The organism is Chryseolinea sp. H1M3-3 (genome assembly GCF_029360725.1).
Lineage (GTDB): Bacteria > Bacteroidota > Bacteroidia > Cytophagales > Cyclobacteriaceae > Chryseolinea.
Genome location: NZ_JARKMY010000001.1, coordinates 1,387,359 through 1,402,209, shown reverse-complemented (window position 1 = coordinate 1,402,209; position 14,851 = coordinate 1,387,359). Strand labels below are relative to the sequence as shown.

Sequence of the window (14,851 nt, the reverse complement as noted above, 5' to 3'; positions counted from 1 at the left end):
TTTTACGTTGATACCCTGTTAAACTACTGTTGGCTTATGAAACCTATCTTAGAAAATCCCGATCCACTAAATGTTTTGTTAATTGGAAACAATCCCATGGAGTTGGGAAGTGTTTTAGAGAAACTCAAACAAGTACGCACCCAAAAATTTATCACAGAAATTGCATTTGATTTGAGAACCATTCTCGAACGGTTGGTTCGCTTCAATCCTAATTTTATTTTTATCGACGATAATATTGGCCGCATAGAATTGCAAGAGACAATCAAACAATTGTCAAGCAACCGAAAAACAAAAGATGTTCCAATCACCGTTCTTAAAAGCTCCAACTACAGTGAGTCCTTTGGAGCATCTAGTATTTTGGATTACTTATTAAAACAAAACCTTTCAGCTGATGCTTTGTGTAGCACCGTAAAAAATTCCTTGAGATTCCGTAAGACACAGCTCTATCTTCATATGATTCACCAAAAAAGGAAAACAGAATTGCTGCTTGCGCATTGATTAAATCTGGTCTTGAAGAAGAATTTCTTTTTTCATTTTTTCGCCTTGGCGGGAAATCTCAATTTTTATTTTTTTACCTGGCTTGCTGTTAAACAAACCATTTACGCTGTTTAAATCCAGATTTTTAGAGGCAATGCCGTTTACGCTTAATATTTGATCGCCAGGCAAAATTCCGCCACGTTGAGAGGCCGATTTCTCGCGAACTTCGGTCACTTCAAAAATGTTTAATGCCGATCCCTTGGCCTTGACTGTTATACCGCTGAGGTTGTAATAAAACTCTTTTTTAAAGGCAGAATTTTTCTTGACATAAACTTTTTCCTTTGGAAAGTTGAAAATAATAGTGAATCGACTCATGATCTCTCCACCGATGGCGCCGTTTCGAAATATATTACCGGTCTTCAAGCTATCTGTATAGCTGTTAGGATCCGGAAAGTTGGCAACCACATGCTCCAATTTGTGGGTTCCCAGTTTGAATGATTTAATTCTGCCCACTTTGCCATGGATTTCTCCGCCCAATCCTCTTCCAAGTAAACTACTAACGGTAAGCTCCGGCACTTTAATGCGTGGATCAGACGCGGGTTCAAGCATCAACCCATGGCTCGCGCCAGAGTCCATTAAAAGTTTTGCTTCCATGGTTGTGCCATCGTGTAAGACCAGCGGCACCATGATGTAGGGTTTCGTATCCTGAATAACCATGGGGATAGCCTGGAATTTGCTCCCCTTGTGAAATCGATCGGGAGTCATGAGTGTAAGCAGTTTCTTTTGATAATCAATTTCAATAATAAAACGGCTGAACAACTCATATCCCAAAATTCCATGAACATCAGTGCCCAAATAATTGCGCAATTCAAGATAATCTTCGGCTAATACCAGCATAGCATGGCCGCGGCCGCTTACTCCGGGTAAATCGATCGATACGTTATTAGTTACATATGCATCGACAAGCTTGGTCTCTCCCGGGCCAGAGATTGTATATTTACGCGTATAAGTGAGATTGAGAATATCTGAAAATGTCTTTTGAGTGAGTATGGTGGTTCTCACGCCGGTGTCTAAAATAAATTTTAATGGTAGTGCATCATTTAGCACGACCGGAATAACCACCAGGTTGTTGTATACTTCAATGGGAATCTGAACTTTCCTCTTTCCGTCGTTCAGGGAAAAACCCAGATTTTGGCTCTGAAGATTAGTTGCAGCTAAAAAAAATATTCCAAATACCAGGCTTCTCCAGACCATAGTTCAAATGAACATGTTTCAAGTAAAAAATAATGAAGCGTATTGCTTATCTCCCAGTCCACCCGATTACAGCTAATCAAGGTAAATTATCAATAATCCAAAAGGGTAAATTGGAAAATACTGCTGATTAATTCACGATCAGTGCAACGTTACCTGCCGCTCCTTACGTAAATATAGCACAGTAATAAGCAAGAAGCTGACCTGAATCATGAAATTACGACTTCCAGACTTGAGGATTTTACCAGCTTGTAAAATCAGAATTTATTGTCGTGTTTGTTTTTACTAACCATGTCATTGGGAAATATCCATGGAGAAACTATGGCAAGAATAAAAAGTGCGATTACAACAAAAAAAGGCCACCAAGATGCAAAGTCCATAATCTTATTTTTTTGACCCTCAAAAATAGGCCATTCTCATTAATTTTAACTAAACATTCGAAAATTGTTTTTAGCTTGTTAACCTTCGTTTTAAAAGCCCAACTATAGCAGGGACCATGAAAAAATTTATAATTGTAGCTGGCGTGGCCGTTGCGCTTTTGATCATTTTAGGGTTTGTGGCGAATTTTTTTGTAAAGCAACATGACAAATCCTTTAGTCCGGAGGAGGAAGTGATGTTCAATGCTGACGATGTAACCATTAAAGTGTTCTATAACCGCCCCTTTAAAAAGGGACGGGAAATCTTCGGGAGTTTAGTTCCCTATGGCAAAGTCTGGCGAACGGGAGCCAACGAAGCCACTACATTTCAAACAAGCAAAGATCTTTTGATTGAAGGCCGGACTTTGAAAAAAGGCAAGTATTCTTTATGGACGATACCAGGAGAGGAGACCTGGCAGGTGATCTTTAATTCAGAACACGGCCAATGGGGTATTGGGTCGGATGGAGAGGCCAATCGTGATCCTGATAAAGATGCACTCGTCATAGATGTTCATGCGGTGCAGCAGCAACGGGTTTTTGAACAATTCACCATTTCATTTGAAAAAGTAGGAGAAGATGCTGAAATGGTTTTTATGTGGGATAAGACGCTTGTGGCCGTTCCGTTTTCCTATTAACTATTTCGACCTTGCTACAGCTTTAACAATCAATTTTCTATTTTCTGGTAAGACCGCAGGGGCAGCATTCGTAGAAACTTTCAAGTCGTCCGGATTTAGACCAGCGCGTATCAAATAAGCTTTAATAGCATTAGCCTGTGCTAACGTTCGATCATTATGAAATCTCTTTTTAACAATAATTGTATCACGCTTATAAACTTGACCGAGTGAATCTATTTCGTCTATTTGAGTAGGTATAGAATCGAGTGCCAACTCAGTTAAGTCAGGTGAGGACTGAATAGAGTCCTGTTGTAAGCCATTTAATGTGACCTGTATTTCAAAATTAAGCTGAGAATTTGCTTTAATAAACCTAATCAGTCTTTTCATTTCAGTTTCAGAGGTCGGTTCGAGGTTGCTGCTAAACGGTTTAAACTGTATCATGTCCAATAACAACTCATCACCGGGAGTTGGTTCTTTCAATACCACGTTTACTCTTTCGCGTTGAGGTATTTTTTCTGTAGTGAGATCGAACTGTTTAGCAAAGTAACCCAGCTTACTTTGCTCCGGGTCGAACGACATTTCATATTTAGAACCTTCTTGAATATAAACGAAAAAAGATCCGTCAGCCGCAGGACGACCACTATACACTCTTTTACCTTTTGATAGGTCTGTGAGTGTAATATAAGCCGGTACTGGATCATTATTAGCTGCTGTAACTCTTCCTTCAACCTTCATCATTCCTTTTGGACGCAATTCATCCGGAATAAGAAACTCAACCAGTTCGCTGTTTTTTCTAGGGCCCGGCGCTTCCTTGATAAGATACCGACCCAGTGCAGCAACGCTAACAAATTGATCGTCCTGCTCTGAGTTCACAAAATTCAAGGGAACTGGCTCTGACCATTTACCGTCGCTTAGCCTTGTGATAAACAGATCCATACCACCCTTCGAGGATGGCATCTTATCTGAAGAAAAAATTAAGGTTTCACTGTCAGCCATAATACGAGGTGTTTGAGAATTCCCTGTGTTTATGATAGACGGTAATTCTTTAGGTTCTTCCCATTGTCCATTGGATTTTTTATCACTACGAAAAATTTTGCAGCCACCCGCGGTTTGTTGATCCATCTTATCACAGCGCATAAAATAAAGGGTGTTTCCATCGGCCGTTATTGAAGGGCATCCTTCGTTAGTTTTTGTGTTAATGGGAAGCATCAGATTCTGCGGCTCAGACCAGACTTTTCCTTTAAGATCACTGCTCATGATATCATATCCACCCACTATTGGAGATTTTGTAGAAGTAAAAAACAATTTTTTACCATCCGCGCTAAGCGCAAAACCTTTAAGGTAGACTAATCGATGATTTACATTTTTCGGAAGCTCGACTGGTTCTGACCAATCGGTTTCCCGAGAGGTGTAGGAAACCGTGAGTGCGCCATCTTCACCGCTGTCAGAAACAAACAATAGGGCATTACCATCGTGACTTATGTAGGGCGCATAATTGTTGAAGGACGGGTGGTTTATGATACCCGGCAACCGCCTTGTTTTCGCTTGACCGCTGACGACCGTGGAAAACGCTTGAAGCGTAAACAAAAAGCAAATAAGTTTTTTCATGGGGAGTAATCTCCTACTAAAATAAGTTAATTCTTCCATTGGCATCGGCTAGCCAAAAAATGTATAGCACGATTTATTCATATTTCGTTGTAACTTCGCTAAAGTTCAAAATCGACTTTATTTATCGGAAATGATTCAAGTAATTCCTTCAATCGCCATACGAAAAGGCAAAGTGATTAAAATGCGCAAGGGCGACCCCTCAAGTGAAAAGTCTTATGATGAAAATCCTTTGGATCTTGCCCGTCGTTTTGAGGATCATGGCATCGATGTAGTCCACTTGGTAGACCTTGATGGCGCTGAGAAAGGAAGACCGGTTAACTGGCATGTATTGGAGGCGATCGCTGGCCACACTAACCTAAAAATCGATTTCACCGGGGGTATCTCAACAGATGGAGACATCAGCAAGGCCTATGAGTTTGGCGCTGCATATATAACTGCTGCCAGTATCGCGGTGACAGACCCAGAACTTTTTGCCTCATGGATTGTGTCTTATGGTCGCGAAAAAATGACTTTAGGCGCGGACGTTGTTGATATTAAAACAAAGGAACTGTTATACAGAGGATGGCGTCAAAAAACCAAACTTACCCTGTTTGAACATCTTGAATATTTTTACTCTAGAGGATTAAAATATGTAAAATCGACAGATGTATCGAGAGATGGTGTTCTTGAAGGACCTGCTTTCGACTTCTATCAAGAAATTCTGACGGCTTTCCCTGAGATCAGTGTATTGGCCAGCGGCGGAGTCCGCGGTGTGGATGATATAAAGAAGCTAAATGATATGGGAATATTTGCCGTTATTTTCGGCAAAGCATATTATGAAGGCGTATTGAACTTAAAAGAGCTTGAGCAATTTCTTGTAAGAAAACAGGCGTGAAGAACTGAATCAGTCTACAATATCCTGCATTTTATATTTTTGAAAAATGTAGTAGAGAAAGTTAAAGGATAGTATAGAATCATCTTCCTCGGATGGCCGCTTAACAGGAGTTTTCGAGTCGGGAGTCTGTACTTTTGTAGGCCTGGGTACTTTTAAAGTAACCGAATCTTTGATAGTTGAAGATGTTTGGGCTTTTCTAAACGCAGGGTCTAATTCCCCCGGACTGTACATCATCTTCTCACTCTCCTTGTCGACACCCAAATCATCCACTTCTGTGCCGGGAAAGCTTGCATCTTGCGCTTTAACAAGAATAAACCCGCAAGGGGTTACAATACTTAATAAGAAGGCAAAAAGGACACTCCGAAAATTAATCCTCATCTTAAGAATGGTTTTAAACGGCCCAATTTTATTCTTCGCATCTGAAAAGTACAAAATTAAACTTGCATTACTACTTTCTTAATCACACCAACATATTGATTTTTGCCCAAACGCCCAATTTTTTAGACCTTTTCAAGTTTTTTATGGACAGAAAACCGATTCCAGGCACTATAAAATATACGGATTTTGAAAAAGTGGATTTTAGAGCAGGTACAATCGTACGCGCTGAAGCATTTCCAGAGGCCAAGAAACCTGCATATAGATTATGGATTGATTTAGGTCCAATTGGAATTAGAAAATCCAGCGCTCAATTGACCGTCCACTATCGACCTGAAAACCTGGTGGGAAGACAAGTGGTTTGTGTAGCAAACTTTGAACCACGGCAAATCGCCAATTTTGTTTCCGAAGTTTTAGTAACAGGATTCCCGGATGAAAACGGTAATGTTGTATTGTGCAGTATTGATAAAACCGTTCCGAACGGAGCGAGACTTTTTTAGTTATGATTTACTTCTCACAACTGGAGGCAATAACTGGAGGTAAGAATCTCCAACGTAATACAGACGGTCCTATTGAATCCATTTTTATTGATAGCCGAAAAGCCTCGGCAGGACCTGGATCTCTTTTTTTTGCAATCAAGGGCGAGCGGCACGACGGTCACGCATTTCTGAGGGAATTGTATAGGGCAGGGCTGCGGCAATTTGTAGTCGAGCAACCAACATTACACTTGGCCGATTTCCCCGAAGCAAATATTTTAATAGTACCATCTGCCGTTGACGCGCTTCAGAAAATCGCAGCGTTCCACAGAAAACAGTTTTCCTATCCAGTTATTGGAATTACCGGAAGCAATGCAAAAACAATTATCAAGGAATGGCTCTTTCAGGTTCTTTCAAAAGATCAAGTCGTTGTGAAAAACCCGGGCAGCTACAATTCGCAGGTAGGCGTTCCGTTGTCGGTGTGGCAAATGAAATCTCATCATCAGTTGGGAATATTTGAGGCTGGCATTTCCAAACCAGGTGAAATGGACAATCTGGAAAACGTGATTCAACCTACTATTGGAATTCTCACCAACATTGGTTCAGCTCATGATGAAGGCTTTCCAAACCAGGAACAAAAAATCCAAGAAAAACTTAAGCTCTTTAAAAATTCAGATGTTCTGATTTATTGTTCAGATCATTTCGAGGTTAGAAAAGCTGTTGAGCAAAACAAGTTGAAGACTTTTTCATGGGCTATTGAAAATGAGGCTGATGTTAGTGTATCCATCCAGGGGAGCACCTGTTATATCACTCAATCGGGCCAAAATCATATGCTTCGGTTACCGTTCTTTGATAAGGCTTCCATCGAGAATTGCCTGCATTGTGTGACGCTGATGTTATATCTGGGTTTCAATTTCAAAAAAATTCAGCGAGCAATTAATAGCTTACAATCAGTTCCCATGAGAATGGAGATGAAGGAGGGTATCAATCAATCCTACATTATCGACGACACTTATAACAATGACCTGGGTGGATTGGAATTAAGCCTGCAATTTTTGATGCATCAAAATCAGAAAAGCAGGAAGCGGTTGATTCTCTCGGATATTTTGGAATCTGGATTATCAGACGGAGCATTGGTCCGTCAAATACTAACTCTTTTAGAAAAATATCCCGTACAAAATTTCATTGGAATAGGTCCGGTGTTGACAAACCATCGAGCACTCTTTCCGCCTAATTCAATCTTCTATAATTCCACAGGCGAATTCTTAAATCATTTTAACCTGTCCTCTATCTCCGAGGAAATAGTGCTGATAAAAGGCGCCCGCACTTTTGCTTTTGAAAATATCGCCAAGCGCTTACAGCGCAAAGTCCATGGTACGGTATTGGAGATCGATTTAGGCGCTTTGGTTCATAATCTTAATTTCTTTAAAGCCCGATTAAAGCCTGAAACCAAAATAATGGTAATGGTAAAGGCATTTGCCTATGGAAGCGGTAGCCCAGAGGTTGCCAATATCCTCCAATATCATAAAGTGGATTACTTAGGGGTAGCTTATGTTGATGAGGGTGTTGATTTGCGAAAGAATAATATTACGGTGCCAATCATGGTAATGAATCCTTCAGAAGATAGTTTTGATTCGCTGACCGGTTATAATCTTGAGCCCGAAATCTTTAATTTCAAAATCTTTCACGCGCTCATTCAATACCTGAAAGAGAGATCATGCTCCATTCACTTAAAGCTAGATACAGGCATGCACCGCCTGGGATTTGAAAAGCAGGATCTTCCGGACGTCACTCAATTGTTAAAAGCCCATCCTAATATTCGAGTCGCCTCGATTTTTAGTCACTTGGCCGGGGCCGATGAGCATAATCATGATGAATTTTCCAATCGTCAGGCAGCTTTGTTTAAAGAGTGCGCTGATTACATCTCGGCCTCACTTTCTTACAAACCATTATATCATATATTGAATTCTCCGGGAATCTTGAGGTTACCGCATCTTCAATTCGATCTGGTAAGATTAGGTATAGGACTTTATGGGGTAGACCCCACGCAGGAAAATTTTACGGATCTAAAACCTGTGGCAACCCTAAAGACTGTTATTTCACAAATTAAGCGTGTTCCGAAGGGCGAGAGCATAGGCTACGGGCGAAAAGGTGTTGCGGACAGGGATTTAAAAATTGCAACCATTGCCATTGGATATGCGGATGGTTTTAGTCGGGGTCTTAGCCGCGGAGTGGGAGAAGTTTTGATTGGCGGGCGCCGTGCAAAAGTGATGGGAAATGTCTGCATGGACATGACGATGGTCGACATTACCGACACCGATGCCCAGGAAGGAGACGAAGTTATCATCTTCGGAGATGATTTACCGATTCAAGTAATGGCAGAGAAGTTGAAGACCATACCTTACGAAATCTTAACCCAGGTTAGTGAGCGGGTAAAGCGGATTTTCATCTCAGACGGCATATAACATTAGCTACAGCCCATATTTTTTTTTAAATCACGGTTCGGAATGCCCCCAAAATCCATTGAATTGCTGTCTGGCTCCTGGGTTGTGGGCGGCGGTTCAACCTTAACCACCTTTTTATTCGGTGATTTAGACCTTTCAGATTTCTCTTTTTTCTTCATCTGTGGCTTGAAAAGATTTTCTACGAGATTATTCAAAACTAATTATTTGATTGGATAGCATAGGAACCACTTTTATATTTGCCTTGTTTAAAATTAATCTAAATAAATGTCAGGGTATATTAAAAACGTGGCAGAGATGCGCCCGGGAGAAGTTGCCATCATTTCTGGCTTTACTGACGAACAACTTTCCGTGAAGCTCATGGAAATGGGTTGCTTGCCAGGCGCCCCAGTCCGATTTAATTTTACAGCCGCTTTCGGCGACCCAATTTGCATCAGTGTGTCCGGATATGAACTTTCACTTCGGCTAGAAGAAGCCTCCACGATTTCAATTATAAATTAACGGTGAGTTCCAGGAAGCTTAAGATTGCATTGGTGGGAAATCCCAACTCAGGGAAATCCTCCTTATTTAATTATCTCACTGGACTCAATCAAAAGATCGGAAATTTCCCTGGCGTTACGGTAGAAAAAAAATCAGGATACTGTGTTTTGCCAGACGATACCGCGGCTGAAATAATTGATTTGCCCGGTACCTATAGCATTTATCCCAGAAGCCTGGACGAACAAATCGTTGCCGACGTTTTGTTAAATCATCATTCTCCCACTACGCCAGACAAAGTATTGGTAATCATCGATGCGACGAATGTAAAGCGAGGCTTTCTCTTGCTTAGCCAGATCATTGACATTGGACTCCCGACCATACTTGCGCTGAACATGATGGATCTGGCCGCGAAAGCAGGGATCAGTTATGATTTAAATGCGCTCTCCAAAAAACTAGGGATCCCCGTCGTACCCATCAATGCCCGTAATGGCATAGGCCTGGATGAGCTTAAAAAAATAATGAGTAAACCTCAAGGTCCTCCTGCAAACCACATAAATGCTGTATGGAAAGAGGTGGAGAAGCCAGTTAAAGAACTACGCGCGCTTTTAAAAGTCGATAATGATTATGAGGCTTACCAATTTCTTGAACAGCCGAAGTCACTGAGGTTTCTAACCAAAGAAAAGCAACAAGTTGTTGAAGACATTAGGGCAAAGTATGAATTTTTCCCCGGTAAGTTCCAGGGCGCTGAAACGATTCAACGGTACAGCTACATACAGGATTTGCTAAATGAAGTCACGCTAAATGCTTCCGACCACAGCTGGAAAAAAAATTCTACCAGATTAGACCGCATATTGCTTCACAAGGTCTGGGGCTATGTAATTTTCTTTTCGGTTCTCTTTCTTATTTTTCAATCCATCTTTGCTTGGGCAGAACTGCCAATGGATCTCATCGATAGTGTCTTCGCTGAATTAAGCAGCTACTTAATTTCTGTATTACCTGCGGGGCCCCTGACCAGCTTATTAGCAGAAGGAATTGTACCGGGTATTGGCGGCATAATGATTTTCATTCCCCAGATAGCAATTTTGTTTGCATTCATTTCTATACTCGAAGAATCGGGATACATGGCGCGCGTTGTCTTCATGATGGATAAAGTGATGAGGAAGTTCGGGTTAAATGGAAAAAGCGTGGTACCCCTGATGTCGGGTGTTGCTTGTGCCATCCCTGCAATCATGGCAACCCGCACCATAGATAACTGGAAAGAGCGAACCATAACAATCATGGTTACTCCGTTAATGAGCTGCTCGGCGCGCTTGCCGGTCTTTACTATTCTCATAGCCTTAATTGTGCCAAATCAAAAAGCATTAGGTTTTTTTAATCTTCAGGGTCTTGCCCTTATGGGATTATACTTGCTCGGATTTTTAGCGGCGATTGGATCAGCCTGGATCATGAAGCTTTTAATACGCGTGAAAGAACGTAGCTTTTTAATCATGGAGCTTCCCACATACCGCATCCCTAAATGGTCGAATGTAGGATACACCATCGTAGAGAAAACCAAAGCCTTTGTATTTGAAGCTGGTAAAATCATCCTCGCCATTTCGATCATCTTATGGGTGCTCGCGAGTTATGGCCCCGGAGATTCCTTCCAAAAAGCGGAGGCTGTTGTCCTGGAAGAATCGAAAAATATCCGCTTGACAGAGGAAGGTTTAGCTGATCGAATTGCTGCGTATAAGCTAGAACATTCTTACGCAGGAATCATAGGCAAGGCCATTGAGCCGATCATTAAACCACTGGGTTATGATTGGAAAATCGGAATAGCTTTGATCACATCGTTCGCCGCTCGCGAAGTGTTTGTTGGAACGATGGCAACTATTTACAGTATTGGGAGCGTTAGCGACTCAGATGCAGAAACCATACAAGAACGGCTGAAGGCTGAAATCAATCCGGAGACGGGTGGCGCTCGCTTTACTCCAGCCGTTGGATTTTCTCTATTGGTATTTTATACTTTCGCGATGCAATGCATGAGCACGATAGCCATTGTTTATCGCGAGACTAAAGGTTGGAAGTGGCCCCTGATCCAACTTACTTATATGACTGCGCTGGCGTATCTATCAGCTTTATTTGTGTATCAGCTTTTGTCCTGATTTAATTTAAATTTCATATGCGTGACCACGCTAACGCTATGCGATACAGCATTCTATATTTTTACATCCTCGCGGTTTTTTCAAGTTGCACGAAGTCGGAGAAACCAATAAATAAATTCAGTGATCCTGTGTTGATCAGGATTGCGGATTTTCAAGATAAAAGATTGGGTGATAGCTTGCTGAAATACCTAAGTCACCCACAGCCGTCCTATCGAAAAAATGCAGCCTTAGCTTTTGCATCACTGCAAGATTCTTCCTTTGTTGAATCTCTAAGTTCTATATTAACAACCGATTCTGACAGCGCTACAAGAAAGGCTGCAGCTTTTGCAATTGGGCAAACGCCTTCTTTAGCCAGTGAAAAAGCCCTGTTATCGGCAGCGCAAACAGAAAAAATGAAATCTGTGCTTGTCGAAGTTGTTGAAGCATACGGCAAAGTATCCCGGCATTGGCAGTTGAATCTTCTCGCCGACGATTCAATCATTAGCTGTGCGTTGGCGTGGTCATACTATAGAATGGCAGTGCGAGGAAAAAGTGATGACGAATTAAATCGAAAATCAAGTGAGCTATTAAAATCGCCCTATGTAAATACTCGTTTGGGTGCAGCTCATTATTTTGCAAGAGGCGCAGAGAATTATGACGCTCATAGGAAGATAATCATTGAGACAGCTCAGATGGACACTTCGCCGGAAGTAAGAATGGCTGCCATACTTGGCTTGCGCAAAATAAAATCAGACTCATCCCGACGGGCTCTTGAGTTGATCACAAGAAGTGATCCGGACTACCGTGCACGGGTCAATGCGCTACGTGCGCTACAGGAATTTCCCATGAATGATACAAAAGCCGTGCTTATCGAGGCTACTCAGGGTTCTGTTTCTAACGTTGGTATAGCCGCTGCAGAGGCCATTAGGAGCACCATCCAAAAACCATACTGGCGCGAGGTTAGCGAAATAGCACGGACAAATGACAATTGGAGGATACAAGCCATTTTGTACGAAGCAGCCCTTGCCGTGTCCGATGACAAGGAATTGGCGGAAGAAATAAAAACTGTTTATAATCAATCTGCAAATTCATATAAATCCGCTTCGCTGCTCTCAGCCCTCCAACATTCTACAAGTTCTTATAGGTTTGTGATGGATCAATTGAAAAGGCCGGAGCCGGTAATTAAAGTGGCAGCAGCCACTTGTCTGGTCAGCATGAATTACAAAAAAAATTTTGACACCTCCTTAAAATCAGAGTTTTCTAAAATATATCAGGAGGCGATTGCCGATGGCGATGCCGCTGTAATCGGAATTGTAGCGGATGCCCTTGCAGATTCAACATTAAAGTACGAATCAGTGATAAAAGATATCAGTTTCTTAAAAGATGCACTGGCACGACTATCATTGCCTAAGGATTTTGAGTCTATCCTGCCACTCGAGACCGCGATCGCGTATTTTGAAAAAAGGAAATTAAACAGGCCCGTACGAAATGAATTTAATCATCCCATAGATTGGAGTTTAGCAAAAAATATTTCTTCGGATCAACGGGCTATTATTAAAACCTCAAAAGGTGAAATCTTAATTCGATTGATGGTGGACGAAGCCCCTGGTTCCGTAACAAACTTTGTGAAGCTCGCATTAGAAAAATATTATGATGGCAAATTCTTTCATCGCGTGGTTCCTAACTTCGTTGTACAGGGTGGCTGTCCCCGCGGAGATGGATGGGGTAGCGAAGCGTATTCAATACGATCAGAATTTTTTCCCCACCAGTATAAGACTGGCTCAATTGGGATGGCTTCTGCCGGAAAAGATACGGAAGGCACGCAATGGTTTATTACCCATTCACCAACGCCACATTTGGAAGGCAGATATTCCCTATTTGCTGAAGTACTAATCGGAATGGACGTTGTTCATAAAATTGAAGTAGGCGATCGTATAACTTCCGTAGAGATTATCAACCTGTCTGCCCATTGATATTCGCTCACAACAACTAAATTGCAAGCTAAAATTCTAAGCTTGATACACGACTTTGGCAGAAACAATAAGTTAGGTATTTTAGGTGGTGGCCAACTTGGCCGAATGCTTATACAATCAGGAATAGACTTCAATATTCCATTTGCCGTCCTTGATCCGGATAAACATGCGCCATGTGCCACACTTGCGGAATTTCATCATGGCAGACTTACCGATTATGATACCGTGATGAAGTTTGGCGCTTCGTGTGATATCATTACCATTGAAATTGAAAATGTAAATACAGCTGCACTCAAGGCCTTGGCAAAGCAAGGCAAGAAAGTATACCCTCAGCCAGAGATTATTGAATTGATTCAGGATAAAAGAACACAAAAGCTTTTCTATCAAAAGAATAATATTCCAACTGCGGAATTTTGTTTAGTCGATAACGCTGAGGAAGTAAAAAGTAAAACCTCCTTTTTTCCGGCAGTCAATAAGCTAGGTCGTGAAGGATACGATGGGAGAGGCGTGCAGATTATCTTCAATGAGAATGATTTACAAAAAGCTTTTGACGCTCCAGGGCTCCTCGAAAAACTAATACCATTTGAAAAAGAGATCGCAGTAATTGTGGCGTGTAATGAGCGCGGTGAAATAAAAACTTTCCCCGCGGTGGAAATGGCTTTTCATCCTGTACAAAATTTGGTGGAGTATCTTTTTGCTCCGGCCGATCTTTCAGAAGAAATTTTACAGGAGGCTGACAACATCGCAAAAACGATAATTAAAAAACTTAGTTTGATTGGTATATTGGCTGTGGAAATGTTTGTAACACGCGACGGGAAAGTACTTGTCAATGAAATCGCTCCACGGCCTCATAATAGTGGACATCAAACAATAGAGGCAAACAGCACCTCTCAGTATGAGCAACATCTTCGCGCAATTTTGAATCTACCCTTGGGAGATACAAATTTATTATTGCCGAGCGCCATGGTAAATTTATTAGGCGAGCCTGGCTTCGAAGGGGAGGCACGGTATGAAGGGATAGATGACGTTTTAAAACTTGCGGGCGTACATGTTCATCTTTATGGTAAACGCATTACCAAGCCCTTTCGGAAGATGGGACATGTAACCATTGTTGATGTTGATGTTGACCGTCTCAAGGAGAAAGCAAATTTTGTGAAGCAAACCTTAAAAGTAATTGCATGAGCAAACCAGTAATAGGTATCATAATGGGTAGCCAGTCTGATTTAAGAATCATGAAAGAGGCGGCCGAAATATTGGATGAACTGGATATCTCATATGAACTCACAATTGTATCAGCGCATCGCACACCGGAACGAATGGTGGAATACGCCAACAATGCGCGTTCGCGCGGACTATTGGTCATTATCGCCGGAGCAGGCGGGGCTGCCCACTTGCCCGGCATGGTAGCATCCCTAACAAGTCTACCGGTAATTGGTGTGCCGGTTAAATCGTCTAACTCTATTGATGGCTGGGATTCGATGTTATCAATTCTGCAAATGCCTGCAGGGGTGCCGGTGGCAACAGTAGCATTGGATGGCGCACGTAATGCCGGCATTTTAGCGGCGCAGATCATAGGCACATCCAATAAAGAAGTCTCGCTTCGCCTCGACGAATTCAAAGAATCGCTAAAGTTAAAAGTTGAATCTGCAGCAAAAAAAATTGAATCGGAAGGTTGGAAAAGCGGTTTATAAAAAAAAGTTCTGATTTAACATAAAATCAGTAATT

The 14,851-nt window shown here is 41.7% G+C and carries 14 protein-coding genes; 10 read left to right on the top strand and 4 right to left on the bottom strand.

All coding sequences use genetic code 11. From position 1 onward, the window contains the following. Positions 1-36 precede the first annotated feature (36 nt). The gene (locus P2W71_RS06070) at positions 37-498 is read left to right on the top strand and encodes a hypothetical protein (RefSeq protein ID WP_276368363.1); all 462 of its coding nucleotides are present in this window, start codon (positions 37-39) and stop codon (positions 496-498) included. On the opposite strand, the gene P2W71_RS06065 is transcribed toward P2W71_RS06070, so the two are convergent. Then, positions 499-1,731 carry an aspartyl protease family protein gene (locus tag P2W71_RS06065; RefSeq protein ID WP_276368360.1) on the bottom strand — a complete coding sequence of 411 codons (1,233 nt, stop codon included), beginning with the start codon at positions 1,729-1,731 and terminating at the stop codon, positions 499-501. Between the two features lie 493 nt (positions 1,732-2,224). On the opposite strand from P2W71_RS06065, the gene P2W71_RS06060 reads away from it, so the two are divergent. Further along, complete coding sequence (locus tag P2W71_RS06060; RefSeq protein ID WP_276368358.1) at positions 2,225-2,779, top strand: DUF2911 domain-containing protein; 555 nt, start codon at positions 2,225-2,227, stop codon at positions 2,777-2,779. Here P2W71_RS06060 and P2W71_RS06055 read toward each other — a convergent pair whose 3' ends face one another. Beyond that, positions 2,780-4,366: a hypothetical protein gene (locus P2W71_RS06055; RefSeq protein WP_276368356.1), complete on the bottom strand. Its 1,587-nt coding sequence runs from the start codon at positions 4,364-4,366 to the stop codon at positions 2,780-2,782. 130 nt (positions 4,367-4,496) lie between these two features. Here P2W71_RS06055 and P2W71_RS06050 point away from each other — a divergent pair, with 130 nt between their 5' ends. Further along, the gene (locus P2W71_RS06050; RefSeq protein ID WP_276368354.1) at positions 4,497-5,240 is read left to right on the top strand and encodes a 1-(5-phosphoribosyl)-5-[(5-phosphoribosylamino)methylideneamino] imidazole-4-carboxamide isomerase; all 744 of its coding nucleotides are present in this window, start codon (positions 4,497-4,499) and stop codon (positions 5,238-5,240) included. 9 nt (positions 5,241-5,249) lie between these two features. Here the strand turns inward: P2W71_RS06050 and P2W71_RS06045 are convergent, their stop codons facing one another. Continuing rightward, on the bottom strand, positions 5,250-5,618 hold the full coding sequence (locus tag P2W71_RS06045; protein ID WP_276368353.1) for a hypothetical protein: 369 nt from the start codon (positions 5,616-5,618) through the stop codon (positions 5,250-5,252). A 143-nt stretch (positions 5,619-5,761) separates the two neighbouring features. On the opposite strand from P2W71_RS06045, the gene P2W71_RS06040 reads away from it, so the two are divergent. Both P2W71_RS06040 and P2W71_RS06035 read left to right on the top strand, forming a co-directional pair. Continuing rightward, entirely contained in the window at positions 5,762-6,115 is a 354-nt protein-coding gene (locus tag P2W71_RS06040; RefSeq protein WP_276368350.1) for a tRNA-binding protein, read from the top strand. A 2-nt stretch (positions 6,116-6,117) separates the two neighbouring features. Further along, entirely contained in the window at positions 6,118-8,556 is a 2,439-nt protein-coding gene (locus P2W71_RS06035) for a bifunctional UDP-N-acetylmuramoyl-tripeptide:D-alanyl-D-alanine ligase/alanine racemase (RefSeq protein ID WP_276368347.1), read from the top strand. 2 nt (positions 8,557-8,558) lie between these two features. On the opposite strand, the gene P2W71_RS06030 is transcribed toward P2W71_RS06035, so the two are convergent. After that, positions 8,559-8,750, bottom strand: a complete 192-nt coding sequence (locus P2W71_RS06030) for a hypothetical protein (RefSeq protein WP_276368345.1) — start codon at positions 8,748-8,750, stop codon at positions 8,559-8,561. 70 nt (positions 8,751-8,820) lie between these two features. On the opposite strand from P2W71_RS06030, the gene P2W71_RS06025 reads away from it, so the two are divergent. Genes P2W71_RS06025 through purE form a run of 5 tightly spaced genes read left to right on the top strand, consistent with a single transcriptional unit; the run spans position 8,821 to position 14,817 of the window. Then, the gene (locus P2W71_RS06025; protein WP_276368343.1) at positions 8,821-9,054 is read left to right on the top strand and encodes a FeoA family protein; all 234 of its coding nucleotides are present in this window, start codon (positions 8,821-8,823) and stop codon (positions 9,052-9,054) included. Between the two features lie 2 nt (positions 9,055-9,056). Further along, positions 9,057-11,174 (top strand): ferrous iron transport protein B, encoded by a 2,118-nt coding sequence (gene feoB / locus P2W71_RS06020; RefSeq protein ID WP_276368341.1) that lies wholly within the window; start codon positions 9,057-9,059, stop codon positions 11,172-11,174. A 17-nt stretch (positions 11,175-11,191) separates the two neighbouring features. Further along, positions 11,192-13,126, top strand: a complete 1,935-nt coding sequence (locus tag P2W71_RS06015) for a peptidylprolyl isomerase (protein ID WP_276368340.1) — start codon at positions 11,192-11,194, stop codon at positions 13,124-13,126. Positions 13,127-13,171: 45 nt separating this feature from the next. Further along, entirely contained in the window at positions 13,172-14,308 is a 1,137-nt protein-coding gene (locus P2W71_RS06010; RefSeq protein WP_276369065.1) for a 5-(carboxyamino)imidazole ribonucleotide synthase, read from the top strand. Then, positions 14,305-14,817: a 5-(carboxyamino)imidazole ribonucleotide mutase gene (purE, locus tag P2W71_RS06005; RefSeq protein ID WP_276368337.1), complete on the top strand. Its 513-nt coding sequence runs from the start codon at positions 14,305-14,307 to the stop codon at positions 14,815-14,817. The genes P2W71_RS06010 and purE overlap by 4 nt, the downstream gene beginning before the upstream one ends. The last annotated feature ends 34 nt before the right edge of the window (positions 14,818-14,851 follow it).